The organism is Geminicoccus roseus DSM 18922, assembly GCF_000427665.1.
In the GTDB taxonomy this organism is placed as follows: Bacteria; Pseudomonadota; Alphaproteobacteria; order Geminicoccales; family Geminicoccaceae; genus Geminicoccus; species Geminicoccus roseus.
Genome location: NZ_KE386572.1, coordinates 1661661 through 1687433, shown reverse-complemented (window position 1 = coordinate 1687433; position 25773 = coordinate 1661661). Strand labels below are relative to the sequence as shown.

The 25773-nt window shown below is 69.3% G+C and carries 16 protein-coding genes; 8 read left to right on the top strand and 8 right to left on the bottom strand.

Translation table 11 applies throughout. The features are described 5' to 3' along the window. The first annotated feature begins 83 nt into the window (after window positions 1–83). On the top strand, window positions 84–1154 hold the full coding sequence (locus tag GEMRO_RS0109065; RefSeq protein ID WP_027133728.1) for an SPOR domain-containing protein: 1071 nt from the start codon (window positions 84–86) through the stop codon (window positions 1152–1154). On the opposite strand, the gene GEMRO_RS0109060 is transcribed toward GEMRO_RS0109065, so the two are convergent. The 3 genes from GEMRO_RS0109060 to GEMRO_RS0109050 all read right to left on the bottom strand — a co-directional run bounded on the left by GEMRO_RS0109060 (window position 1141) and on the right by GEMRO_RS0109050 (window position 4547). After that, complete coding sequence (locus GEMRO_RS0109060; protein ID WP_027133727.1) at window positions 1141–2448, bottom strand: AmpG family muropeptide MFS transporter; 1308 nt, start codon at window positions 2446–2448, stop codon at window positions 1141–1143. The two genes, GEMRO_RS0109065 and GEMRO_RS0109060, sit on opposite strands and share 14 nt — an antisense overlap. A gap of 61 nt (window positions 2449–2509) precedes the next feature. Next, window positions 2510–3097 (bottom strand): polysaccharide biosynthesis/export family protein, encoded by a 588-nt coding sequence (locus GEMRO_RS0109055; protein ID WP_027133726.1) that lies wholly within the window; start codon window positions 3095–3097, stop codon window positions 2510–2512. A gap of 142 nt (window positions 3098–3239) precedes the next feature. After that, the gene (locus tag GEMRO_RS0109050; RefSeq protein ID WP_027133725.1) at window positions 3240–4547 is read right to left on the bottom strand and encodes an outer membrane beta-barrel protein; all 1308 of its coding nucleotides are present in this window, start codon (window positions 4545–4547) and stop codon (window positions 3240–3242) included. A 255-nt stretch (window positions 4548–4802) separates the two neighbouring features. On the opposite strand from GEMRO_RS0109050, the gene GEMRO_RS28605 reads away from it, so the two are divergent. The 4 genes from GEMRO_RS28605 to GEMRO_RS0109030 all read left to right on the top strand — a co-directional run bounded on the left by GEMRO_RS28605 (window position 4803) and on the right by GEMRO_RS0109030 (window position 15000). Beyond that, complete coding sequence (locus GEMRO_RS28605; RefSeq protein ID WP_051328871.1) at window positions 4803–5615, top strand: metallophosphoesterase; 813 nt, start codon at window positions 4803–4805, stop codon at window positions 5613–5615. A gap of 52 nt (window positions 5616–5667) precedes the next feature. Then, window positions 5668–7950 (top strand): mechanosensitive ion channel domain-containing protein, encoded by a 2283-nt coding sequence (locus GEMRO_RS0109040; RefSeq protein ID WP_027133724.1) that lies wholly within the window; start codon window positions 5668–5670, stop codon window positions 7948–7950. Beyond that, on the top strand, window positions 7947–9863 hold the full coding sequence (locus tag GEMRO_RS0109035) for an autotransporter assembly complex protein TamA (protein WP_157505519.1): 1917 nt from the start codon (window positions 7947–7949) through the stop codon (window positions 9861–9863). Before GEMRO_RS0109040 ends, GEMRO_RS0109035 begins: the two co-directional genes overlap by 4 nt. 115 nt (window positions 9864–9978) lie before the next feature. Beyond that, window positions 9979–15000, top strand: coding sequence for a translocation/assembly module TamB domain-containing protein (locus GEMRO_RS0109030; RefSeq protein ID WP_027133722.1), 5022 nt, complete (start codon window positions 9979–9981; stop codon window positions 14998–15000). 30 nt (window positions 15001–15030) lie between these two features. Here GEMRO_RS0109030 and GEMRO_RS0109025 read toward each other — a convergent pair whose 3' ends face one another. From GEMRO_RS0109025 to GEMRO_RS0109010, 4 genes are read right to left on the bottom strand one after another with little or no spacing between them, the layout of a single operon-like run. Further along, complete coding sequence (locus GEMRO_RS0109025; RefSeq protein ID WP_027133721.1) at window positions 15031–15825, bottom strand: ATP-binding cassette domain-containing protein; 795 nt, start codon at window positions 15823–15825, stop codon at window positions 15031–15033. Further along, window positions 15822–17573 (bottom strand): dipeptide/oligopeptide/nickel ABC transporter permease/ATP-binding protein, encoded by a 1752-nt coding sequence (locus tag GEMRO_RS28600; protein ID WP_035484990.1) that lies wholly within the window; start codon window positions 17571–17573, stop codon window positions 15822–15824. The genes GEMRO_RS0109025 and GEMRO_RS28600 overlap by 4 nt, the downstream gene beginning before the upstream one ends. Then, complete coding sequence (locus tag GEMRO_RS0109015; protein WP_027133720.1) at window positions 17570–18517, bottom strand: ABC transporter permease; 948 nt, start codon at window positions 18515–18517, stop codon at window positions 17570–17572. Before GEMRO_RS0109015 ends, GEMRO_RS28600 begins: the two co-directional genes overlap by 4 nt. Window positions 18518–18529: 12 nt before the next feature. Beyond that, window positions 18530–20101: an ABC transporter substrate-binding protein gene (locus GEMRO_RS0109010; RefSeq protein ID WP_027133719.1), complete on the bottom strand. Its 1572-nt coding sequence runs from the start codon at window positions 20099–20101 to the stop codon at window positions 18530–18532. 454 nt (window positions 20102–20555) lie between these two features. Between GEMRO_RS0109010 and GEMRO_RS0109005 the strand changes: the two genes are divergently transcribed. Genes GEMRO_RS0109005 through GEMRO_RS0108995 form a run of 3 tightly spaced genes read left to right on the top strand, consistent with a single transcriptional unit; the run spans window position 20556 to window position 25195 of the window. Next, on the top strand, window positions 20556–22331 hold the full coding sequence (locus GEMRO_RS0109005) for an N-acetylglutaminylglutamine amidotransferase (protein ID WP_027133718.1): 1776 nt from the start codon (window positions 20556–20558) through the stop codon (window positions 22329–22331). Window positions 22332–22338: 7 nt separating this feature from the next. Beyond that, window positions 22339–24063, top strand: coding sequence for an N-acetylglutaminylglutamine synthetase (gene ngg, locus GEMRO_RS28595; RefSeq protein ID WP_051328870.1), 1725 nt, complete (start codon window positions 22339–22341; stop codon window positions 24061–24063). Beyond that, window positions 24038–25195, top strand: a complete 1158-nt coding sequence (locus tag GEMRO_RS0108995; protein WP_027133717.1) for an osmoprotectant NAGGN system M42 family peptidase — start codon at window positions 24038–24040, stop codon at window positions 25193–25195. Before ngg ends, GEMRO_RS0108995 begins: the two co-directional genes overlap by 26 nt. Window positions 25196–25261: 66 nt before the next feature. Here GEMRO_RS0108995 and cueR read toward each other — a convergent pair whose 3' ends face one another. Then, entirely contained in the window at window positions 25262–25735 is a 474-nt protein-coding gene (gene cueR / locus GEMRO_RS28590; RefSeq protein WP_035486847.1) for a Cu(I)-responsive transcriptional regulator, read from the bottom strand. Window positions 25736–25773: the final 38 nt, after the last annotated feature.

Sequence of the window (25773 nt, the reverse complement as noted above, 5' to 3'; positions counted from 1 at the left end):
GCGGGGTTCCATTGGTGCGGCATTACCAGCAAGCACACACCATTCGGCGGGCCTGCGCCAGCGCCACGTCGATCCTGGTAACGATGGCAGTGCTGTTCCTGTCAACGTCGACGAGCGTTCGGGGCGCGGACGATCCGCTGATCGATGCCTATCTGCAGGGCGTGGACCTGTACCGCAAGGGCGATCTGGATGCCGCCATACCCAAGCTGCGCCGCGCCGCCGAGCTGTCCGAGCAGCGCTTTGGCGACCAGTCGCCGGAGCTGGCGCTCGACCTGAACAACCTTGCCGAAGCACTTCGTCGCAGGGGCGACCTGGATGAAGCCGAGAAGCTGCTGCGACGTGCCTACGCGATCGACCAGGGGCAGGACGAGCCTGATTCGCTGGCCGCTGCCGCGACCCTGAACAATCTGGGGCTGGTCCTGGCGGCCAAGGGGGATCCGGAGGCCGCCCTGTCCGCCCATCGCCAGGCCCTGGCGATGGTGGAGAACACCCGCGGCAACGACCATCCGGACACAGCCCGGGCCGCCTACAACCTGGCCCTGGCGGAAGCCGCAGCCGGCAACATGGACATCGCGCGCGCCCTGGCCGCCCGGGCCGCCTTCGTGTCCGAGCGCGCGCTGGGCGACCGCCACCCGGTCACCCGGCAGATGCGGGACCTGGAAGTCCGGATGCGCGGGATGCCCGACCCGGCACCGGCCATCGCAGCGCCGCCGGCGCGTCCGGCAGCCGTCAGGACGGCACCGGCGCAGCCCTCCCCGGCCGCGACGGCCGACGACACCCCGGCCACCACCGCCGTGGCGCCGCCACCGACGCCCAAGGCGGCCTCGGCAGCGGTCCCGGTGATGCGGCCCGCCGGCTCGATCCAGCAGCGCACCGGCGAGCCCTCGGCCACGGGCGGCGAGCGCAGCTTCGCGGTGCAGCTCATGGCCCTGCGCAGCGAGGCCGACCTGGATGCCGCCTGGAACGACCTGCGCCAGCGCCACGAGCGCCTGGGCGGCGTCGACCGGCTGCCGACCACCTATGTCGACATCGAAGGCAAGGGCCGCTTCTACCGGCTGCTGGTCGGTCCGTTCCTGGTGCGGGGCGAGGCGGAGGAACTGTGCGCCGGGCTGAAGCAGGACGGCGGCGACTGCCGCGTGATCATCCGGAACTGACTGCCGCCGGTGGCGGCCGGTCGGCAACCCCCACCCGCCGGCGCAGCCACAGGATCAGGAACAGGCCGGGCAGGGCGAACAGGGCGGAAAGCACGAAGAAGCCCGGCCAGCCCAGCGCTTCGGCGATGAAGCCCGAGGACGGCACCATCACGAACTTGGCGAACAGCTGCATGAACGAGGTCAGCAACGCGTATTGGGTTGCGGTGAAATGGGTGGTGCAGAGCGAGGACAGGTAGGCCACGAACACCGCCGTCCCCATCCCGCCGGTCAGGTTCTCGACCAGGATCGCCAGGTAGAAGGCCGACTTGACCGGGCCGGTCACCGCCAGCCAGGCGAAGGCGAGGTTGGACGCTCCCTGCAGGAAGCCGGTCACCAGCAGCGCGCGCAAAAGCCCCAGCCGGTAGGCGGCCGCCCCGCCCAGCACGCCGCCGAACAGGCCGACGAACAGGCCGAACGTCCCGGATACCTCGGCGATCTCGGTCTTGGTGAAGCCGATATCGAGATAGAACGGGTTGGCCATCAGCGTCAGCATGACGTCCGAGGCCTTGTAGAGCGAGATGAACACCAGGATCACGCAGGCAACCGCGACGCCGCGCCGGACGAAGAAGTCGCGGAAGGGCGCCACCACGCCGCGCGCGATCCAGCTGGCGAAGCCGTGCGCAGGCCCATCCGGTTCCGGCGGGATCTCGGGCTCGGGCGCGAACAGCGCCGCCAGCACGCCCACCATGACCAGGGCCGCCATGACGGTGTAGGCCCCGGTCCAGCCGACCCGGTCGGCCAGGAACAAGGCCCCGGCGCCTGCCGCGAACATGCCGAGCCGGTAGCCCACCACCACCACGGCCGCTCCGGCGCCCAGCTTCTCCTGGGGCAGGATCTCGACCCGCCAGGCATCGATCACGATGTCCTGGCTGGCGGAGAAGAACGCCACCGCGAGCGCCGCCATCGCCACAGCCCACGTGTCGTCGGCGGGATCGGTGCGGGCGAGCAGGGCGATCGACGCGATCAGCCCGGCCTGGGTGACCAGCAGCCACGAGCGGCGGCGGCCAAGCAGCCGGGTGAGGCCCGGCACGACCAGCCGGTCGGCCAGGGGCGCCCAGGCGAACTTGAAGGTGTAGGGTGCGAGGACATAGGCGAACAGGCCGATCGTCGCGGTGCTTACCCCCGCGTCACGCAGCCGGGCGCTGAGCGTGGACAGGACCAGCAGGAGCGGCAGGCCGCTGGAGAAGCCCAGGAGCAGGACGAACAGGATTCGCCGGTCCCGGTAGGCCGCCAGCGACGTGGTGAACGACGTCATTCGGCGGCCCATCCAGGGACGGCCCGTCCTCGAGGTGCGGGCCGCCGGCATCAGGATCTGGTCAGAAGAAGCGCTCGGGGACTTCGATGATATCGCCCGGCGACACGCGCTGGTTGCCGCCCACGATCACGCTCTGGGCGCCGGAGCCGCCCCGCTTGATCATGATCTCGTCCTTCGCCGCCCGGTAGCCGAAGCCGCCGGCGAGCGAGATCGCCTGATCGACGGTCATGCCGTCGACATATTCGTAGGAGCCCGGACGATTGACCTCACCAGTGATGTAGAACGGCCGGAAGTTGGTGACGGCGACGCTGACCTGCGGGGAGATCAGGTACTGGCCGTCCTCGTAAGCCTTCTGGATCGCTTCCTCGAGCTCCCGGGTGGTCAGGCCGTTGGCGTCGATGGTGCCGACCAGGGGCATCGCGAAGCGGCCGGTTCCGTCGAGCTGGAACTCGCCGGACAGGTCCTCATGACGGAACACGATGATGCGCAGCCGGTCGCCGCTGCCGAGCTGGTATTCCTGGGTGGGCAGGACCTCCGGAGCGTCAGCCGAACCCACCACGTCGGGGGGTGTCGACGTCCCGCCGGCACAGGCGGACAGGCCGATGGAGGTGAGAGCCAAGAGAACCAGCAGAGCCAGCTTCATGGTCATCGAGCGCATCATTGCGGATCGTCCCAGATTCAGGCGAGGTCAGACAGCCAGCCGGGCTGCGCGCGCGGCCCGGGCAGCGGTCATCTTGTGGTCGAGATGCCGGTTAGGCAAGGATTCGGAAATCCCTGCGTCACCGGCAGCGTCACATCTGCGCGCGCAGCCTCAGCATCACGACATGCTTGTCGTAGTCGCCGCCCTGGGCGGTCGAATCCTGGTCCTTGTAGAGATACTCGGCGCCGGCGGCGAAATTGCGGGTGATCAGGTAATCCGCGCCGAACCCGATCTGATAGATGTCCTTCTCGAGCGGGGACTGCTTGTAGTCCTCGTTCTCGTAGGCGATCGTCCCGTTCAGGATCAGGTTGCGCAGCAACTCATGGTGAGCGATCAGCGCGATGTCGGTCGAGAGCCGCGAGGAGCCGCCGGTGCTGGAAGGCAGGAAGTCGCGGGAGCCGACGAGCTGCAGCGTCGACAGCGTTGTCACGTTCCAGGTCAGCCCGATATCGGCCGAGACGCCGTCCTCGTCGTCGAAGGCGTCGTTCTTGTAGGCCTGCTTCACGTAGCCGATGCTGGCCTCGCCGAACAGGATCGAGGTGAAGTCGACGCTGGTACCGACCCGCAGGCCGTACTTCTCGGAATCCTGCTCGTTACCGCCCGGGCTCGGGTTGTCGTAGTTGTAGAACAGGTAGTCGGCCTGGGTGAACAGGCCCAGCCGCGGCGACAGGGCGTAGGTCAGGCGCAGGTTGCCGCCGTATTCCTGGCGGTTGCGGTAGTCCTGGTCGATCGTCACGCCGCCGATGTTGAACGAGTCCCAGTCGTACAGACGATAGACCAGGTTGCCGGACAGGGCGATCCGGTTGAAGCGGTGCTGGTAGCCACCGGTCGCCGAGTACAGGTCGTACTCGACCACGTCGCCCTCACCGACCGTGATCCGGTCGTTGTCGTCCTTGCCCTCGTGCAGATGGTCGTAGGAGATCTCGCCGCGGAACGCGCCGGCCGAGGAAACGTCGTAACGCCCACCCAGATCCAGACCGTAATCCGTGAAGTCGTTCTCGTCCTGTTCCAGATACTTGGCCGCATTCAGATAGGCGGAAGCTTCGAGCCGGTGGCGCGACCAGTCGGTGACCATGTTGATCCTCGGGGTCAGGCCGAAGATGATGTCATCCTTCTCGTTGTTCTGGGTCGCGTTGACGTTGCTGTCATACGAGACCGAGGCGTCGATGCTCGGGAAGAAGTAGAAGGAGCCACGCCGGATGCCCAGAGGGTCATAGTCGGGCCGCGGGCGATCCTGCACCGCCACGTTCGGATCGACCTCCTGACCGCCGATCTGGTAGGCCCGGTTGTCCAGCGCCTGCTGGGCCTCCCCGATCGCACCGGTATCCTGGGCCGACGCCATGCCCGACAGCACGACAAGGGCACCCAGGGCCGTGGTGGTCAGCAACGTCCAGCGCATCGGGGCCATCCTCTACCCTTGGTCACTTCCGGCAAGAATCAACCGGAAGCGCATTGAAGTAAGCGTCCGGGGAACAACCGCCGGTGCATCTCGATCGCACGTTCTTTAGACATCGGACGACGGCGCTGACAACCGACACCACCCCCGTCTATAGCGGGAGCAGGGCGCTCCGGCATGCTCCGGACGACGGTTGTGGTGGCCAGGCAACAAGCTGCCGCCGGACCCGCGGCATTAATTCTACAAGGTGAGACGGCGTTGCTGGGAAAGCTGTTCCGCAAGAGCCGTGAACGCGAGGAAGCCGGGCCGGTCGGTCCCTCGGTCGGCGGGAGGCCGCCGCGCCTGCCCCGCGGCATCCGTATCTACGCCATCGGCGATGTCCATGGGCGCCTGGGCCTGCTCCGGAAGCTGGAGGGGATCATCGCCGCCGACCACCATGCCCGCGGCGACAGCTGCCAGCCCTGGATCGTCTATCTCGGCGACTATGTCGACCGCGGCGCTGAGAGCCGGCAGGTCATCCAGCATCTGATCGACGGTCCCCCCGAAGGGTTCGAGGCGATCCACCTGCTCGGAAACCACGACCTGTGGTTGCGCGAGTTCCTGGAGGATCCGGCCTACGGGCCCAGCTGGTACAAGCATGGCGGCGACGCCACCCTCTTGAGCTACGGGGTCCGGATGGACCCGTCGAAAAGCGAGGAAGCCCGTTTCAAGGAAGCCCAGCTCGCCATGCGCGGCCGCGTCCCGCACGAGCACCGCCGCTTCCTGAGCGGCCTGGAGCTGGGGTTCTCGATCGGCGACTATTTCATGGTCCACGCCGGGATCATGCCGAGCAAGCCGTTCGACCAGCAGAGCGTCGAGGACCTGCTCTGGGTGCGCGAGCCGTTCCTCAGCCACGACAACGAGCTGGCGAAGGTCGTGGTGCATGGCCACACGGTCGAGGACCGCCCGACGGAGCGCCGCCACCGCATCGGCATCGATACCGGGGCCTGCTGGACCGGCATGCTCAGCGCGCTCGGCCTGGAGGAGGATCAGCGCTGGTACCTGCAGACCGGCGCCGACGGCGGCTCGTGACCGGAAGCGCCCTGGCGTTGCCCCGGGCGACGTACTGCACCAAAATCGGGGCATGAGCTCCTCGACGATCCACCGATTCCACCGTCTGGGCGCGCGCCACGCCTGGATGGCGCTCTCCTTGTTCTTGCTGGTGGCCGGCATCATCCCGGCCGCGATGGCTCAGGCACCGCCTTCCCTGCCCGGGCTGGATGGCTCGGGCGATTCCGCCGATGCGGCCAAGCCGGTCGACGCCCAGTCGATCGAGGACGCGATCGCGGTGCTGGAAGATCCGGCGAAGCGGGCGGAGATGACCGAACTGCTGCGCACGCTCCTGGTGGCCCAGCGCAGCCAGGAGGCGCCGGCTCCCGATACCGCGCTCGAACAGGGATTGGACGCGCTGGACGACCGGCTGGCCCGGGTCAGCGAGGTCTTCCTGGACGTGGGCGGCTCCCTCGACAACGTCCCGGCACTGGTGGAATGGCTGCAGATCCAGGTCAGCAAGAGCTGGCGGCAGGGTTCCTGGACGGACGAGCTGTTCTGGCTGGGGATGGTGTTCCTGGCCGGCCTCCTGGCGATGCTGGTCACGCATCTGGCCGTGCGCCGCTATTTCGGAACCTATCTGACCGGGGTTCCCGACCGCTCCACCAACGGCCTCACCCGCCGCGTCCTGCGCGTGGTCCTGGGAGCGATACCCCAGTTCGTCTTCATCCTCATGGTCCTGCTGGCCCTGGGCCTCAGCCCCGGCGATCCCGTGGTGCGGGAGATCGCGCGCACCGTGGCGTTCGGGATGCTGGCCTACGCGCTGGTCCTGGTGATCGCACGCTTCCTGTTCGCGCCGCGGACCGCCAACTTCCGGGTGCTCCCGGTCGAGGACCACACCGCCTGGCGCGCCTTCCGCCGCCTGCGCATCCTGGCGTTCCTGGCGATCTGGGGCGGCGTCCTGCTGGAGACCGCGCGCATCCTGGGGATGCCCTGGACGCTGCACAGCTTTCTCACCCACACCGTCTACGCCATCCTCGCCCTGCTCGCGATCGTGACCGTGCAGCAATGGCGCGTCCCCATCGCCCGGGGGATCAGCGCGCTCGGCCAGAACGGCAACGGCACCTTGGTGCGCTTTCTCACGCCCGGCCGACTGGCGGCAGGCTGGCACGTCATCGCGACCGCCTGGATCGTGGTGCTCTATTTGGTGTGGGCGCTGGCGATCCCGGGCGGCTTCCAGCTTCTGGCCCGCGGGACCCTGGTCACGGTCGTGGCCTTCATCGTCGCCCGTCTCATCCTGATGCGGGTGGAGGTGGAACCCGCCGCCGCGACGCCGGAGGGGCCGGACCATCCGGTCGACGAGGCCGAGAAGGCCGAGGGCGAGCCGGGCCGGATCGAGAAGCTCGGGCCGGCCGCCCGGGGCGGGCTGGCGCTGGCCATCCGGCTGGTGGCCCTGCTGGTGGTGGCGGAAGCCTGGGGCCTGGGACTGTTTCCCTGGCTGGTGAGCGGTGGCGGCAACGAGTTCCTGCGGACCGCCGCCAAGCTGGTGATCATCGCGATCGCCGCGGCCGTGGCCTGGAAGCTGATCACCGCCGCGCTGACCCGGTCGGTCGAGGCCAAGGACGAGGCCGGCAACCTGCGCTACAGCGGCCGGACCCGGACCCTGCTGCAGATCGTGCGGAACCTTCTGCTGGCCCTCATCGTTCTGATCGTCCTGATGCTGGTCCTATCGGAGATCGGCGTGGATGCAGGCCCGCTGCTGGCCGGCGCCGGCGTGATCGGCCTGGCGATCGGCTTCGGCTCGCAGAAGCTGGTGCAGGACGTGATCGGCGGGTCGTTCATCCTGCTCGGCGACACGATCCGCGTCGGGGATGTCGTCGACCTGAGTGGCAAGGCAGGCGTGGTGGAGGCCCTGAGTATCCGTACGGTGACATTGCGCAGTTATAATGGCGATGTGCACACCGTGCCCTACGGCTCGATCGATGTCGTCACTAACCTCACCCGTGACTTCTCCTTCGCGGTGTTCGAGATCGGGATCGACTACGACACCAACGTCGACCAGGCGATGGAGATCATGCGGGAGGTTGGTGACACGATGCGCCTCACTTGGCCCTGGTACCGGAAGATGGTGCAGCCCCTGGAGATCGCCGGCGTCGACCGCCTGGCCGACAGTGCGGTGATCATCAAGGCCCGGATCAAGACGAGGCCGGGCGACCAGTGGGAAATCATGCGCGAGTACCAGCGCCGCCTGCGCCTGCGCTTCGCCGAGCTGGGGATTTCCTTCCCCTACCCCGCCCGCCAGATCGTCATCCGCGATTCCGGCAATGCGGCCCCTGCATCGAGCGAAGCGGTCCAAGCGGCGGCGGGCAGCGCGTGAGCCGGCCGCCTCGGGTTCTGGGCCATTGGCCGCGCGTGGCCGCGGCCGGTGTCGTCTTCCTGCTCGCGGCCTGCAGCAAGGAGGGCGAGGATGACCTGCCGCTGCTGGAGACCGGTCCGGGCATCCCCTACGAGGTGGAGTTCGAGGGACCGATCAGCGACGAACTGGCGCCGATGCTGGAGCGGGCCTCGGATGCCAAGCGCGGGGAGGACGACCCGCCGGCCGACGAACTGGTCCTGACCCAGCGGGCCCTGAAGGATGTCGACAACCTGACCCGGGCGATGCAGTCGCTGGGCTATTACGACGGCACGGTCCGGTGGCGGATGGAGGAGGCGGAGCCCGAGGCGGAGACGTCCTCCGCCAACGGAGTGCCCGTGGCGGAGCCAGGCCCCACCGGCGAGGGACCCGAGACGGCCGAGGAGGAGCCCGACCCGCGCGTTCTGATCTTCACCCTCGACCCTGGCCAGCGCTACCGGCTCGGGCAGATCCGGCTCGATGCTACCGGTGAGGACGCTGCCGCAACGAAGCTCCCTTCGCTGGCCGATCTCGGGCTGAAGGAAGGAGAGCCCGTCGACGCCCAGCAGATCCTGGACGTGGAGCAGCGGCTGGTCCGGATCCTTCGCGAGCAGGGACATCCCTTCGCCAAGACGGGCCAGCGGCAGGCGCAGATCGACCGCGCGGCCGGGACGCTCGACCTTACCTTGTCCATCGAGCCGGGGCCGCTGGCGGAATTCGGCGAGATCACGCTCACCGGCATCGAAGGGATCGACGAGAATTTCCTGCGCGCGCGGCTGGCGGTGCACGAAGGCGAGCGCTTCGATCCAAGGCTGCTGGCCGAATCCCGGACGTCGCTGATCGACACCCAGCTCTTCTCGACTGTCCGGATCCGGACTCCTGAGCAACTCGACCCGACCGGCCGCCTGCCGGTGACCTTCGAGGCCACCCAGCGGCCGCCGCGGTCAATCGCCGCCGGCGCCAGCTACCGCACCGACGAGGGACCCGGCGTCTCTGCCTCCTGGGAGCACCGCAACTTCTTCGGCGCAGGCGAGCGCGTCGCCGTGAACGGGCTGATCTCGGCCGACCGCTACCTGCTGGGCGGCCAGTTCCGCAAGCCGGACTTCCTGGCGCGCAACCAGAGCCTGCTGATCGATTCGGCCCTGCAGCACGAGGACGTCGAGGCCTATACCAGCGACTCCTTCCAGATCGGGGCCGCGATCGAGCGGCAACTGGCCGACAATCTCGTCGGCACCCTCGGCATCAGCTACCGGCTGTCCAATGTCGAGCAGGCGGGAGAGCGGGAAACCTATGGTTTGCTGTCGTTTCCGGCGAGCCTGGACTGGGACACCACCGACGACCTGCTCGATCCGACCTCCGGCGGCCGGCTGGTCCTGAACGCGGGACCGTACTTCGATACGCTTGGCTCCGGCGCCATGTACGTAAAGGCGCGCGGCACCTACAGCCACTATTTCCGGCTGACCGAGGACCGCAGCTTCGTGCTGGCATTGCGCGGTTCCGTCGGCACGATCACCGCCGACAACCTGGACGACGTGCCGCCGGACGAGCGCTTCTATGCCGGCGGCGGCGGCTCGGTGCGCGGCATCGGCTACCAGCTGGCCAGCCCGCTCGATTCCAACAATGACCCGGTCGGCGGCCTCTCCCTGGTCGAGATCAACACCGAGTTGCGCTGGCGGATGACCGAGACGATCGGCCTGGTCGCCTTCGTGGATGCGGGCTCGGCCTTCCAGGACGCGGTGCCGTTCTCCGGCGGCGACCTGCGGGTCGGCACCGGCCTTGGCGCCCGCTACTACACGCCGATCGGGCCGGTCCGGCTGGACGTCGCGGTGCCGGTCGATCCGCGCAGCGGCATCGACGACGCCTACCAGATCTATGTCAGCATCGGGCAGGCCTTCTAGAACCTGGGGTCGGCGTCCTCCGGGAACGCCTCGACATCCCGCCAAAGCGCCATAACTGGTAGCACACGCAGGATGTGTTACCATGTGGTAATGTTTGTCCGAAGGAGGGCGTCTGTTGAAGTGGCTGCGTCGCGGCGCGACGATCATCGGTGTGGTTCTGGCGGTGCCGCTGGTCCTTCTGGCCGTCGTGTGGGGCGCAGTGCAGCTCGGTCCGGTCCAGGCATGGCTGGCCGGCAAGGTCCAGGAACTGACCGCCGGCACCGACAGCGAGGTCCGGATCACCGGGCTCAGCGGCGGGCTGCCGTTCTCGCCGCGGATCGAGAAGCTGACGGTCGCGGACAAGCAGGGCGTCTGGCTCGAAGCCGAGGACCTGCGCCTGCAGATCGCCTGGACCCAGCTGTTCGGCGGCCGCATCCACGTCGACGAGGTCGGCGCCGGCCGGGTCGCGGTCCTGCGCACGCCGGTCTCGACCGCGCCTGAGCCGCCGCCCGAGCCATTCTCCCTGCCCGATCCGGCCAGCCTGCCGAACTCGATCCCGGCCGTGTCGGTCGATCGCCTGCAGGTCGACCGGATCGAGCTTGCCGAACCGGTCCTGGGCGAGGCCGCCGTTCTCACCCTCAACGGCTCGCTCGCCGCGGCCGACGACGGCTCGACCCTCGACACCAGGCTCGACCTACAGCGGATCGACGAGAACGATCTGAGCCTGACGCTGGCCAGCGTCGTGGACCTGGCGGCGCGGCGCCTGAACGTCGACCTTTCCGGCAGCGAGACCGGCGGCCTGATCGCCAAGCTCACCGGCCTGCCCCAGGCGGGCGACCTGAAGCTCGACCTGCATGGCCAGGGGCCGCTCGACGACTGGCAGGGCAAGCTGGCGCTGGACCTGGCCAACGTGGCCGCGGCCGACGCCGATCTTCACCTGGGCGTTGCCGAGCAGGCCTCGATCGGGATCGACGCCCGGGTCCGTCCCGCGGAGAGCGTCCTCCCCGACGGGGTGGGGCCGCTGGTGGGCAAACAGCCGACCCTGGCGCTGGCCGCCTCGATCGGCCCCGACGGCTCAATCTCGCTGGAGCGCCTGGAAGCGGTGCTGGCCGCGGCGAAGCTGGACGGCTCCTTGCGCATTCCGGCCGAACAGGGCGCGCTGGAAGGCTCGATCGTCGCCGCCATCCCGGACCTGGAGCCCCTTTCCACGCTCGCCGCCACGCCCCTGGAAGGGGCGCTGCAGGCCACGATCGCCTTGAGCGGCACGCATGACCGCCCGGCGGTGAAGCTGGAGCTGCAGGGCGACCGGCTGGGGATGGATCGCCTGCAGCTGGCCGAGCTCACCACCGATCTGAACCTGGCCGCCAATTCGGCCCTGGGCGAGCCGCTGGAAGGTGGCGACTTCCAGCTGGAGGTCCGCGCCGTCGGCCTGGACCTGGCCGATGCGCCGCTGCCCGAGGACAGCGAGATCACCCTGGCCGCGAGCGGATCCGCCGACCGGGACGGCCATGTCCTGATCGAGACGCTCAACGCCGCCGGCCTGGGCGCTACCCTGAACGGCCATGCCGACCTGGATACCGCCAGCCTTGCCGGCGAGGCGACGCTTCAGGGCAACGTCCCCTCCCTGGCCAAGCTCGCGGCGTTCCTGCCCGAGCCGTGGCGCGGCCTGGGCGGCATGGCCGCCCTCGACCTGAAGCTGGCGTCGACCGCAGCCGGCGCCGGCGATGCGACCAGCGGCCTGACGCTGACCATGAGCGATCTCGAAGGCATTCCGCCGGAGTTCGAACCGCTGGTGGGCGACCAGGTGCGCGTCCAGGCTGATGCGGTGGTCGAGCGGGGCCGCCACGTCACCTTGAGCAACCTGTCTGCGAGCACCCGGGCGATTTCCCTGGATGGCCAGGGCGAGATCGATCTCGATGGTGGCCCGCTCGGCCTGCAGATCGATGGCGCCATGGCCGATCTCGGCGCGCTGACCGAGCTTGCCGGCATGCCCTTGTCCGGCCGGGTGGACCTGACGGTGCGCGCGGACGGGACGCTGGAGGCTCCAAATGGAGCGCTGTCGCTGGATGTCGCCGATCTGGGCGGCTTGCCGGAGGACCTGGAGGCGCTGCTCGGATCCGCGCCGTCGATCGAGGCCCAGGCGGCCCGGCAGGCGGACGGTACCCTTCAGCTGACCGATCTGCTCGTGCAGACCGCCACGGCGAAGGTGACCGGCGCCGGCAGCTTCATTCCGCAGACCGGCGCGGTCCAGGCCAAGCTTGAGGGCGACGCCCAGGACCTGGGGTTCCTGCAGCGCTGGATCGGCGGAGAGCCGCAGGGGCAGGCGAGGCTGCAGGTCGATGCCGACGGCACGATCGAGCAGCCGGTGGCGAGCCTGTCGTTCCGCGCAGGCGGGCTGTCCGGCCTTCCGGACCAGTTCGCCGATCTGGTGGGCGACGAGGTGACGCTGGACACCAATGCCGCGGTGGTCCCCGCCGAGACGGGCGACGGGCGCACGGCTCGCCTGGAGAGCCTGAAGCTGCAGGCCGGAGCCGCCGACCTGACCGGCAGCGGGACGTTCGGCCTGGACGACCAGGCCTTGAGCGCGGACCTGCGGCTCGAAGTCCCCGACCTTTCCAAGGCATCGGCCGCAGCCGCGACCGAACTCGCCGGCAGCCTGGCCCTCGACGCCAGGATCGGGGGTGACCTGGCGCAGCCTACCGCTGAGCTGCACCTGGCCGGCCAGGACGTGGAGGCTGCCGGTCGACCGCTCGGCCGGGTCACCGCCGATGTGAACGCCCGCGACCTGATCGCGTCTCCCGAAGGAACGCTGGCCCTGGCGGTGATGGCCGACCAGACCCCGCTCACCCTGGAAACCGGCTTTCGCAAGGAAGACAGCCTGGTCGCCTTGAGCGGCATCCAGCTGCGTGGGCCGGGCGGGCTGCGCCTGGATGGCGAACTCACCGCCGATACCGCGAAGCCATCGGCGACGGGCAGGCTGGCAGGCGGGGTCCAGGAGCTGGCCGGATTGCAGCCCCTCACCGGACAGGCGCTGCGCGGCCAGGTGAAGCTGGACCTGCGGGTGGACGATTCGTCCGGGCAGTCGGCCACCGCCACGGTGAACGGCAGCTCGATCGCCGTGCCCGGGATCATCGAGCTTAGCGGCATGGACCTGCAGGCGAGCCTTTCCGACCTGCTCGGCCAGCCGACGATCGATGCCCGGCTGGTTGCCCGGGACCTCATCCGGCAGGACGTGAATCTTCCCCGCACCACCGTGCAGGCCCAGGGCCCGCTCGACGCGCTGAAGGTCACCCTTGCCACCCGCGGCGACGCGTACTTCCCGCTTCAGCTGGATGCAGCCACCACGATCCGCCGGAGCGGCGAGACGATCACCGTGGACCTGACCAGGCTCGATGGCAGCCTGGCCGACCGGCCCCTCGAGCTCCAGCAGAACGCCAGGATCGAGCTCGGCCCGCAGAGGACGGCGCTGTCCGGGCTGGACCTGCGCTACGACGAGGCGCGGCTGGCGGGTGACGCGCTCCTGGCGGGCAACCGCGCCGAAGGGTCGCTGCGCCTGAGCGACCTGCAGCTGGGCTCGCTGGAACGATTCGGCGCGCCGCAGCTGATGGGTACCCTGAACGCCGAGATCGACCTGGCCGGCACGACCAAGGCGCCGCAGATCACCTTGAGCGCCGCCGGACGCGGGCTGGGCGTGCAGGGTGTCGCCGGCTCCGCCAGTGCGCCCCTGGACCTGGACCTGAACGCCAGGACCACCGGAGAGCGCGTCAGCGGCACCCTCGATCTCAGCGGCATGGGCGACGATCCGCTCCGGCTGACGGTGGACGCGCCGCTGCAGCTGGCGCTGCAGCCGTTCGCCTTCGACCTGCCCGAGAGCGGGCGGATCGACGGCGGGCTGGACGGCTCGCTGGACCTGGCGCGGGTGGCACGCTTTGCCGCCCTGGACGGGCAGCGGATCGATGGCAGGCTGACCAGCGACCTGCGCTTCACCGGCACGATCGCCCAGCCCCGGGCCAGCGGCAGCCTGAAGCTGAACGACGTCGCGTTCGCCGACACGTCGAGCGGCGCGTCGGTGCGCAACCTCAACCTGACCCTGCAGGCGGAGGGACAGCGGATCCGGATCACGCAGCTGACCGCGACCGACGGGGGCTCCGGGCGGGTCGACGGCACCGGCCAGATCGACCTGGGCAGCCCGCGCATCCCGTTCCAGACCTCGCTGACCATGACGGACTTCCGCCCGCTCTACCGCGACGACCTGCTCGTGGAGCTGGGCGGCACCCTGGAGGTCCGAGGCAACAACAGGGCGGCGGACGTGGTGGGCCGCTTCCGGGTCAACCGGGCGGAAGTCTCGATCGCCGGCAACGGCTCCGGGGGCGGCGGCAGCATCCCGGTCATCGAGGTCGACGACGGCAGCGACCCGGCGGCGAATGGCGGGAGCGGGCCGACGGTGCCGTACGAGGTCGACCTGGACGTCGTGGTCGACATGCCGGAGCGGGTCTTCGTGCGCGGCCGCGGCCTGGATTCCGAATGGGGCGGAAGCATCCAGGTCGAGGGGACCGCCAGCAAGCCGGTGGTGGTCGGCCAGATCGAGGTGAAGCGCGGCTTCCTGAACTTCCTGGATCGGCGCTTCGACATCACCACCGGGAAGGTGACCCTGGACGGCGCGGTGCCGCCCGATCCGGAGATCGACCTGGAGGCGTCGTTCGAGGCGGATTCACTTACCGGCATCATGAAGGTCACCGGCCGCGCCTCCGATCCCAACCTGGAACTCACCAGCGAGCCGGCACGGCCGCAGGACGAGATCATGGCGGCGATCCTGTTCGGCCGGGATGTCTCGCAGATCACCCCGGTGCAGGGCCTGCAGCTCGCGGCGGCCCTGAACGAACTGCGCGGCGGCGGTGGCGCCAGCCTGCTGGACACCGTGCGCAGCAATCTCGGCATCGACACGCTGGATTTCGGCGGCGACGGCGCCGACGACGCCACGGTCAAGGCCGGCAAGTACCTGTCCGACGACGTGTTCCTCCAGGTCGAGCGGGGCGTGGCGCCGGGTTCGGGCAAGGCCACGGTCGAGGTGGAGGTGGTTCCGAACGTGACGGTGCAGACCGAGGTCACCGAGGACTCGCAGACCGGGTTCGGCGTGCAGTGGAAGTACGACTACTGAGCCGGCGCCTGCTGGTTCAGGGGACGCCGGTCACCGGGCCAGGGTCGGGACCGACGCCACCAGTTGCCGGGTATAGGGATGCTCCGGGTCGGCGAACAGCCGTTCGGGAGCCCCTTCCTCGACCACCTCGCCCCCTGCCATGACGGCGACCCGGTCGGCGATCGCTTCCACCACCGCCAGATCGTGGCTGATGAAGACGTAGGTCAGGCCATGCCGGGCCTTGAGGTCGGCCAGGAGGCGCAGGACCTGGGCCTGGACCGACACGTCGAGGGCGGAGACCGGCTCGTCGAGCACGATGATCCTGGCGCCCGCCGCCAGGGCGCGGGCGATCCCGATCCGCTGCGCCTGGCCGCCGGAGAACTCGTGCGGATAGCGGTCGAGGAAGGCCGGGTCCAGGTCGACGGATCGCATCAGTTCGACAAGGCGCGGCTCCCGGGCAGGGGCCTCAAGACCGACCAGGAACCGCAGCGGAACCGAGAGGATCTGCCGGATCGTCTTGCGCGGGTTCAGGGACGATATCGGGTCCTGGAAGACATACTGCACGGTGCTCCCCAGCGCCCGCGGGCCGCCCGCCATGATCTCCGCGACGGGGCGGCCCTCCATCCGGATCGTTCCGCTGGTCGGCTGGACCAGCCCGACCAGGCAGCGGGCGAGCGTGGTCTTGCCGCAGCCGGATTCGCCGACGATGCCCAGCGTCTGCCCGGCCGGCACACCGAGGGAGACGCCCTTGAGGGCATGGACCGCCGAGCGGGACCGGCCGAACCAGGAGGAGCGCCCCGCATAGGTCTTCACGAGGTCGCGGATCTCCACCGCATCCTGGCTCATGGCGCCGCCTCCGCCGCTGCCGGGGCATGAAGGATGTCGCGTGCCCGCCCGAGCACCGGCACGGCGGCGATCAGGCGCTTCGTGTAGGCATGCTCAGGCGCGGCCAGGACCGCGCGGGCGCTGCCTTCCTCCACGATCTCGCCCCGGTACATCACTGCCACCCGCTCGCAGATCCGGCCGATCACCCCGAAATCATGGCTGATGAAGACCACGGCCAGCCGGCGGCGCCGGCGGAGCTCGTCGAGCAGGTCGAGGATCTCCGCCTGAACGGTGACGTCCAGGGCCGTGGTCGGCTCGTCGGCGATGATCAGGTCCGGGTCGTTGGCCAGGGCCATCGCGATCGAGACGCGCTGGCGCTGTCCGCCGGAAATCTCGTGCGGGTAGGCGCTGGCGATCGAGGCCGGATCGGGCAGCTTCACCGCGGCGAACAGGTCGAGCGTCCGCTGACGGGCCTCGGCGCGTGAAGCCGGCTGGTGGGCGCGGATCGCCTCGACGACCTGGTCGCCGATGCGCATCAGGGGATGGAGCGTGGTCAGCGGGTCCTGGAACACATAGGCGATCCGGCCGCCCCGCAGCCGCTGCAGCGCGCCCGGCGGCATCGCCAGTAGGTCGTCGCCACCGAAACGGATGGCACCTGCGCGGATTACGCCTGGCGGCGAGGCCACCAGGCGGGCGATGGAAAGGGCCGTCACCGACTTGCCGGAACCGGATTCGCCGATGATGCCCAGGCATTCGCCGGGCGCCACCTGGAGGCTGACATCCTTCACCGCGTCCACGAGGCCAGCCGGCGTCTCGAACGCGGTGCACAGGCCGGTGACGGCGAGGGCGGCGTCGGGGCCGGTGGAAGCCGCTGGGGCAGCGGCCGGCCGCTCGACCCGGGTCGCGGCGCTCGGGCGGCCCGGCACGCCTGACTTCAGGCGGGGGTCGATCGCGTCGCGCAGGCCGTCGCCGATCAGGTTCATGCTCATCACGATCAGGAACACCACCAGGCCCGGCACCGCGGCGACATGCGGCGCGTTGATCAGCACCTTGCGGCCCTCGCCCAGCATCGAGCCGAGGTCGGCCTGGGGCGGCTGCGAGCCCAGGCCCAGGAAGGACAGGCCGGCGGTCTCCAGGATCATCCAGCCGACCGTGGTCGAGACGGTGATCACGATCACCGGCATGACGTTGGGCAGCACCTCGGTCAGCAGGATCCGGGTGCCGCCCATCCCGGACAGGCGCGCCGCGTCGACGAACTCGCGATGGCGGAGCCCGGCGGTGACGCCGCGCACGTTGCGGGCGAAGAACGGGATGTTGACCACCACCACGGCATAGAGGGCGTTGAGCAGGCCCGGCCCCAGCACGGCCACGATGGCCAGCGCCAGGAGCAGGTAGGGAAACGCCATCAGCGTGTCGATGCCGCGCATGAGCAGGGTGTCGGCGCGGCCGCCGAGGAACCCGGCGACCAGGCCGATCCCGGAGCCGATCACCGCCGCCAGGATCGAGGCGGAGACGCCGATGGCGAGGCTGAGCCTGGTCCCCCAGACCAGGCGGGAGAGCATGTCGCGGCCGAGCGCGTCGGTGCCGAGCCAGGCTCCCTCGCTGAAGGGCGGCAGCAGGCGGCGCGCGGGCTCGGTCGCGTCCGGATCGGCCAATGGCAGGATGGGGGCCGCCAGCACCACCAGGAGGATCAGCCCCAGCAGAACCACCCCGACCGCCGCCAGACGGTTGCGGAACAGGCGGCGGAGGAGGGCCAGGAAGCCGGTCATGCGCCGATCCTGGGGTCGAGCAGCCGCTGCAGCACGTCGGCCAGGAGGTTGAACAGCACGTAGCTCGCCGCCACCACCAGCACGCCGCCCTGGACCAGCAGCACGTCGCGGGTGCCGATCGCGTCGACCAGCATCCGGCCAATGCCCGGCCACTGGAACACGGTCTCGATATAGACCGCACCGCCCAGGACGAACCCGGCCTGGATGCCGATCACCGGGACCACCGACACCATGGCGGCCTTGAGCGCGTGGCGGAATACCACCCGGCGCTCGCTCAGGCCCTTGGCGCGTGCCGTGCGCACGAAGTCCTGGCGCAGCACCTCCAGCATGGCGGAGCGGGTCAAGCGGGCGATCACGCCGGCCGCCACGATCGCCAGCGTCACCGCCGGCAGGACCAGGTGCCAGAGCAGGTCGGGCAGGTCGCCGCCGCCATAGATCGCGTACATCCCGCTCACCGGCAAAAGCCGCCAGCGCACCGCGAACAGCAGGATCAGCAGCAGGCCCAGCCAGAAGGACGGCATCGAGATGCCGATCAGAACCACCAGCGTCACCAGCTTGTCGGCCCAGCCATACTGGCGGACCGCCGAGACGATGCCAGCCAGCAGGCCCAGGATCGAGGCCAGCACCAGGGCGGCGCCGGCCAGGATCAAAGTCGCCGAGAAGCGCTCCAGCACCTCGTCCAGCACCGGCCGGTTCAGGCTGTAGGAGCGGCCGAGGTCGCCGCTCAGCACGTTGCCGAGCCAGGTGACGTACTGGACCGGCAGGCTCCGGTCGAGGCCCAGGTCACGGTTGATCCGGGCGACGTTCTCCGGGGTCGCGTAGGATCCCAGGATCGCCAGCGCCGGGTCGCCCGGGATCAGCGCCATGATCAGGAAGACGATCAGGCTCAGCCCGAACAGCACCGGCACCAGCGCCAGGAGCCGGCCGAGGACATAGCGGCCCATGCCGGTGGAGCCCTATTCCTTGGATACGTCGTCGAGCAGCAGGAAGAAGGACGGCTGCAGCTCGAAGCCCTGCACGGCCGCCGTGGTGACCGCGTTCTGCTTCCAGTGCGCCACGAACGCCCAGGGCGCATCCTCGACGATGATCTGCTGCGCCTGCTTGTAGAGGTCGGCGCGCTCCGCCTGGTCGCTGGTGCGCCGCGCCTGTTCCAGGAGCTTGTCCAGGTCCGGGTTCGAGTAATAGCCGGAGTTGAAGCCGCCATTGGCCGGCTGCGCCTTGGTGCGCAGGGTCAGGTAGGGCAGCGTGTCCGGGTCGTTGGTCATCCAGGCCATCTCGGCCATGTCGGCCTTGCCTTCCAGACCGGGGTTCACGTTGGCGAGGTAGGTGTTCCACTCGTAGGTCTCGATCTTCGCCTCCAGGCCGACCTCCGCCAGGTCCGCCTGGATGGCGGTGCCCATGGCGACGGGATCGAGCATGCCGGACCCGCCCTCGGCCACGTAGAAGGTGAGCTCAGCACCTTCCGCGCCGGCTTCCTTCAGGAGCGCCCTGGCCTTCTCCGGATCATGCGGATAGCCCTCGATCGAGGCGTCGTAGGCCCACTCGAAGGCCGGGGCGATCGGGCCCTTGGCCGGCTCCGCGGTGCCCTGGAGGATGTCGTTGGCGATCGCCTGCTTGTCGATCGCGTAGTTCACCGCCTGGCGGACCCGCTTGTCGGCCAGCGGCCCTTCCCTGGTGTTCAGGATCAGGAACCACAGATGCGGGCCGGCCTGCTCGTAGACTTCAAACTCGTCGGCGCCCTGGAACTGGGTCAGCGCATCCGGCGGCACCTCGACCATGACGTCGATCCCGCCGGACAGCATCTCGGCGGCACGGGTGTTCGGGTCGGTGATCGGACGGAACACCACGGCTTCGAGCTTGGCCGGATCGCCCCAGTAGTCCGGGTTCCGCTCGATCGTCACCTGCCGGTTACCCTGCCATTCCACGAAGCGGAACGGCCCGGTACCCACGGGATTGCGGCCGAACTCCTTGCCCTGCCCGGTCACCGCCTCAGGCGAGACCATCAGCCCGGTCGGGTAGGCCAGGTTGGACAGGAACGGCGCGAACGGCTCGGTCAGGGTGATGCGCACCGTCTGCGGATCGACCGCCTCGACCTTGTCGATCGCGGAGAAGAAGAAGGACAGCGGGAACGGACCGGTATCGGCTGCCGGATGGTTCTCGTCGAGCATCCGCTCGAAGTTGAACTTCACCGCCTCGGCGTCGAACGGGGTGCCGTCGTGGAAGGTGACGCCCTGGCGCAGCTTGAACTCGTAGGTCAGGCCGTCCTCGGAGATCGTCCAGCTCTCGGCCAGCGCCGGCTCGACCTCCAGGGTGCCGGGCTTGTAGCGGACCAGCCCCTCGTAGAGGTTGATCAGGATGCGGAAGTCGTTGGTGGCCGTGCTCACCGCCGGGTCCAGCGAGGCCGGCTCGGCGATCTGACCGACGACCAGCACCTCGTTCGGTATCTGGGCGCCCGCAGGCTTCGCACCCGGCAGGGCCAGAGCCGCAGCCAGCGCGAGGCCGGCGAGGGCGGAGCGAAGTGGGGTCATGAGCTTGCATCCTCTCACGAGGTGATGGTCCGGACGGGCGGCCACCGGGCCTGCGCATCGACGCCGTCCCGAGCCTCCCTGCCAGGCTGAACGCCCAACGCGAGACTTTGTTGCATCGACAAGGACGGTCGGTCAAAGCGGAAAGGTCTTGGCGCGAGACGTTCGGGCGGGCAGAAAATCGGTGGTCGGCGCGCAATCGCCACCCCGGCTGCGCGGGAAACAGCCTGTCTGGCCCCAGCTCCGGCCCCGCAGGACAGGCTGCCCCAAAGGGCTGCGCCACGCCGACTCCCTGGTTCGCGCGCCACCGCGTTTTCCTGCTAGGGTGCGGTCGTGGCGCAGGCGGCAGCGGCCCGGAGAGAGCCGGTTCCCGACGATCATGAGCTGCCGCTCGGGAGCGCAGGCGGGTCTCGGCTCTTTAGTCACCATCCTCCACGGTGGAACGAAAGGATTCAGCATGTGCGGTTTTTGCGGGGAGGCGCGGTTCGATGGTCGTCCGGCCGGAACAGCGGCTACCGAGGCGATGACGGCCGCGCTGGCCCCGCGCGGACCGGACGACAGCGGAATCCTCGCCCGCGGCCGGGTGACCCTTGGCCATCGCCGGCTCAGCATCATCGACCTGTCGGCGCGCGGCGAGCAGCCGATGACCGACCCGGACCTGGGGCTGAGCATCGCCTTCAACGGCTGCATCTACAATTACCGTGAGCTGCGCGGCGAACTGGAGGGGCTGGGCTACAAGTTCTTCTCTGGCGCCGACACCGAGGTGATCCTCAAGGCCTACCACGCCTGGGGCACCGACTGCGTCCAACGCTTCAACGGCATGTTCGCCTTCGCGATCCTGGAGCGGGAAAGCGGGCGGCTCGTCCTGGCCCGCGACCGGTTCGGGATCAAGCCGCTCTACCTGGCGGAGGCCGACGGCGCGCTGATGTTCGCCTCCTCGCTGCCGGCCCTGGTGGCGACCGGCCGGGTCGACACCTCGATCGACCGGGTCGCCCTGCAGTTCTACATGTCGTTCCACGCGGTGGTCCCGCCGCCCTACACGATCCTCAAGGGCGTGCGGAAGCTGCCGCCCGCCACGGTGCGGGTGATCGAGGCGGACGGCAGGAGCAAGGACGAGGTCTACTGGCGCCTGAGCTACGACCGCTCCGAGGCGGACGAGACCCGTTCGGCGGAGGAATGGCGCGATCTGGTGCTCGAGGAGTTCCGCAGCGCCGTGAAGCGCCGCACGGTCGCCGACGTGCCGGTGGGCGTCCTCCTCTCCGGCGGCCTGGATTCCAGCCTGATCGTCGGCCTGCTGGCGGAAGGCGGCAAGAAGGAGCTGGAGACCTTCTCGATCGGCTTCGAGGCGGCGAATGGCGAGAAGGGTGACGAGTTCCGCTATTCCGACCTGATCGCCCAGCATTACGGCACCCATCACCACCAGATCTTCATTCCCGAGCGGGAGATGATCGAGAACCTGCCGGGGGCGATCCGGGCGATGTCGGAGCCGATGGTCTCCTACGACAACGTCGCCTTCTACCTGTTGTCCCGCGAGGTCTCCAAGCGGGTGAAGGTGGTCCTGTCCGGCCAGGGCGCCGACGAGGTCTTCGGCGGCTACCACTGGTATCCGCCCCTGGTCGGCTCCAACGACCCGGTCGGCGAATACGCCAAGCGCTTCTTCGACCGCGACCATGACCGGCTGGGCCGCCACCTCTCGCCGGACTGGCAGATCGAGGCGGACGAGGCGCGGGCCTTCGTCGCCGCGCATTTCGCGCTGCCCGGAGCCGACGACCCGGTGGACAAGGCGCTGCGGCTCGACAGCTCGGTCATGCTGGTCGACGATCCGGTCAAGCGGGTCGACAACATGACGATGGCGTTCGGCCTGGAGGCACGGGTGCCGTTCCTCGACCACCACCTGGCGGAGCTTTCCGGGCGGATCCCCTCCCGGCACAAGCTTGCCCAGGGTGGCAAGGGCGTGCTCAAGGAGGCGGCGCGCCAGGTGATCCCGCATGGGGTCATCGACCGGGAGAAGGGCTACTTCCCGGTGCCGAGCCTGAAATACCTGGAAGGCTCCCGCCTCGACTTCGTGCGCGATGCGCTGTCCAGCCAGGCCGCCCGCGAGCGCGGCCTGTTCCGCCAAGACTATCTGGACAGCCTCTATGCGGATCCCCGTTCCGCGATCACCCCCCTGCGCGGCTCGGAGCTCTGGCAGGTGGGACTCCTCGAACTCTGGCTGCAAGAGCACGGGATCTGAGCGACCGATGAAGGACACCGACCTCACGGCGACCAAGGAAGCGTCGATCGATTGCGGCTGGGGCTGCCTGCTGTTTGGCCAGACCTTCGATCATCCCGAGCGTCTGGCCGAGGTGATGCGGGCGGAGGCGCCAGAGCGCCGCGACGTCGCCATCTACGTCAATGATCCGCATGTCGTGCTGGCGCTGGCACCGCACGAGATGTTCCTGGATCCCTCCCACACCTACCGGCTGGACCTCACGGTCCACCGGCCGGGCCTTCGTCCGACCGCCGGGTTCCGGATCCGCAAGCTGGCGGCGCCGATGGACGTGGACGAGGTCAACCGGATCTATGGCGCCCGGCAGATGGTGCCGATCCGGCCGGACTTCTTCGAGGGCCCGCACGAGGCCGACGGGATCTTCGTGCTGGTGGCGGAGGACGAGTTCAACGGCCGGGTCCTGGGCACGGTCATGGCGATCGACCATGCGACCGCTTTCGGCGATCCGGAGCGCGGCTCCTCGTTCTGGTGCCTCGCCGTGGATCCGCAGGCCACGCAGCCAGGCATCGGCGAGGGACTGGTTCGAGCCGCGGTCGAGCATCTGGCGCAGCGCGGCGCCGCCTTTACCGACCTCACCGTCCTGCACGACAACGACCAGGCGATCGCGCTCTACGACAAGCTGGGCTTCGTCCGGGTCCCGTTCTTCACGATGAAGCGCAAGAACCCGATCAACGAGCGGCTGTTCACCGGCCCCTCCCTGGAAGCCGACCTCAACCCCTATGCGCGGATCATCGTGGACGAGGCCCGCCGCCGCGGCATCGACGTCAGCGTCACCGATGCGGAGGGCGGCTTCTTCCGGCTGTCTCTGGGAGGACGATCCATCCATTGCCGCGAAAGCCTGACGGAGCTCACCACCGGCGTCGCGGTCAGCATCTGCGACGACAAGGCGGTCACCCGCCGGATCGTGGAGGCGGCCGGGGTGGCGGTGCCCGAGCAGATCGAGGCAGGCGACCGGGCGAAGATCTCGGACTTCCTGTCGATGCATGGCAGCGTCGTCGTGAAGCCGGCCCGCGGCGAGCAGGGGCGCGGCATCGCGGTCGGGCTGGAAACCCTGGAGGCGACCGAGGCGGCGATCGAGGTGGCGCGCCGGCACTGCGACCGGGTCCTGATCGAGCGGCGCGCCGAGGGCGAGGATCTCCGCCTGGTGATCATCGGCTTCAGGCTGGTGGCTGCCGCCGTCCGCCGCCCGGCCCGGGTGGTGGCGGATGGGCGGAGCTCGCTGCGCGACATCATCCGTGCCCAGAGCCGCCGCCGCGCCGCCGCGACGGGCGGCGAGGCCACCATCCCGCTCGACGAGGAGACGCTGCGCTGCGTCAAGGCGGCCGGCTACCAGCTGGAGGACGTGCCGGCGGAGGGCACCGAGATCCAGGTGCGCCGCACCGCCAATCTTCACACCGGCGGCACCATCCACGACGTCACCGACCTGGTGCATCCGCGCCTGGTGGAGGCCGCGATCCGCGCCGCGCGCGCGATCGACATCCCGGTGGTCGGGATAGATTTCATGGTGCGCTCGCCCACCGAGCCGGACTACGTCTTCATCGAAGCCAATGAGCGGCCCGGGCTCGCCAATCACCACCCGCAGCCGACTGCGGAGCGGCTCATCGATCTGCTTTTCCCCAACTCGGTTCCTGCTTCCGTCCGGCAGGCGACTTTCTTTGACCGGAGCCAAGATGCCGCGACTGGCGATCGACACTGAGTATCTGGCAGCGCAGCTGGCCCGGCTCCTCGACATTCCAAGCCCGACGGGCTTCACCGACACGATCGTGCGCGAGCTTTGCGCGGAGCTCGAGGGCCTCGGCCTCTCCCCGACCCTGACCCGCCGCGGGGCGGTCCGGGCGGTGCTGAACGGCCGCGAGAGCCGCCCTGCCCGCGCGATCGTTTCCCATCTCGACACGCTCGGGGCCCAGGTGAAGCAGCTGAAGGAAAACGGTCGCCTGGAGCTGGTGCCGATCGGCACCTGGTCGGCCCGCTTTGCCGAGGGGGCCCGGGTGACGGTATTCACCGAGGGCGGCTACCTGCGCGGCACGATCCTGCCCCTTAAGGCGTCCGGCCACATCTTCAACGAGGAGGTGGACACGCTGCCGGTCGGCTGGTCCCATGTGGAACTGCGCCTGGACGCCGGGGTCCGCAACCGGACCGAGCTGGTCCAGCTGGGCGTCGAAATCGGCGACATCGTCGCGATCGATCCCCAGCCGGAATTCGTCAAGAACGGCTACATCGTCTCCCGCCATCTCGACGACAAGGCCGGTGTGGCCCTGATGCTGGCGGCCCTCAAGGCGCTGCTCGCCCAGCCGCAGCGACCGCCGGTCGATGTCCATTTCGTCTTCACCATCGCCGAGGAAGTCGGCGTGGGCGCCTCCTCCGCGTTGACCGCCGACGTCGCCGCCGTCGTGGCGGTGGACAATGGCACGACCGGTCCTGGCCAGAACTCGTCCGAGTTCGGCGTCACCATCGCGATGGCCGACCAGACCGGCCCGTTCGACTACCACCTGACCCAGTCTCTGGTGCGCCTGTGCCGGGACGAGGACATCCGCTACCAGAAGGACGTGTTCCGCTACTACCGCTCCGACGCGGCCTCCGCGATCGTTGCCGGCCACGACGTGCGCAACGCCCTGGTGACCTTCGGGGTCGATGGGTCGCATGGCTACGAGCGCATCCACATGCATGCGCTCCGCTCGGTCGCCGAGCTTCTCACCGCTTATGTCCTGAGCCCGATCGAGTTCCGGCGCGATGCGGTGGAGACGGCGCACGGCATGAAGGGCTTCACCCGGCAGCCGATCCCCGAGGAGATGGCGCAGGAGGCGGACGAGCCGGTCGGCCACAGCTGACCCGGTTCTGGAGAGGGGGCTGGCTGCTCGAAGGGACACCGTCAGGGTTGGCTGGGCCGCTGCCGCTCACCGGTGAGGCATGGCTCGGACACCGGCCGGGCCGAATCGGGCCGGCTGCGCCAAGTCCGGGACCGGCCGGTCGCCCGATGCCTCCTCCCTGGCGAGGTCGCGCAGGATCGGACAGTCGGGGCGATCATCACCGTCGCACTGGGACGCCAGGGTGGCGAGTGCGGCCATCATCGCCTGCAACTCGTTGATCTTGGCCTGCAGCTCCGCGATATGGGCCTGTGCCAACTTCTTCACGTCGGCGCTCGCCCGCGCCTGATCCTGCCAGAGCGCCAGCAGCCCGCCGATCTGCTCCACGGTGAAGCCCAGGTCTCGGGCGCGGCGAATGAAGCGCAGTGTGTGGACGTCCCGCGCGTCGTAGTGGCGGTAGCCGGCTTCCGAACGCGCCGCCTTTCCGATCAGACCGGTGCTTTCATAGTAGCGGATCATCTTGGCGGACACGCCCGACGCCCGGGCCGCTTCCCCGATATTCATCATCCGTCTGGCTCCTCGTTCTCCATGGCGCGCGCCGT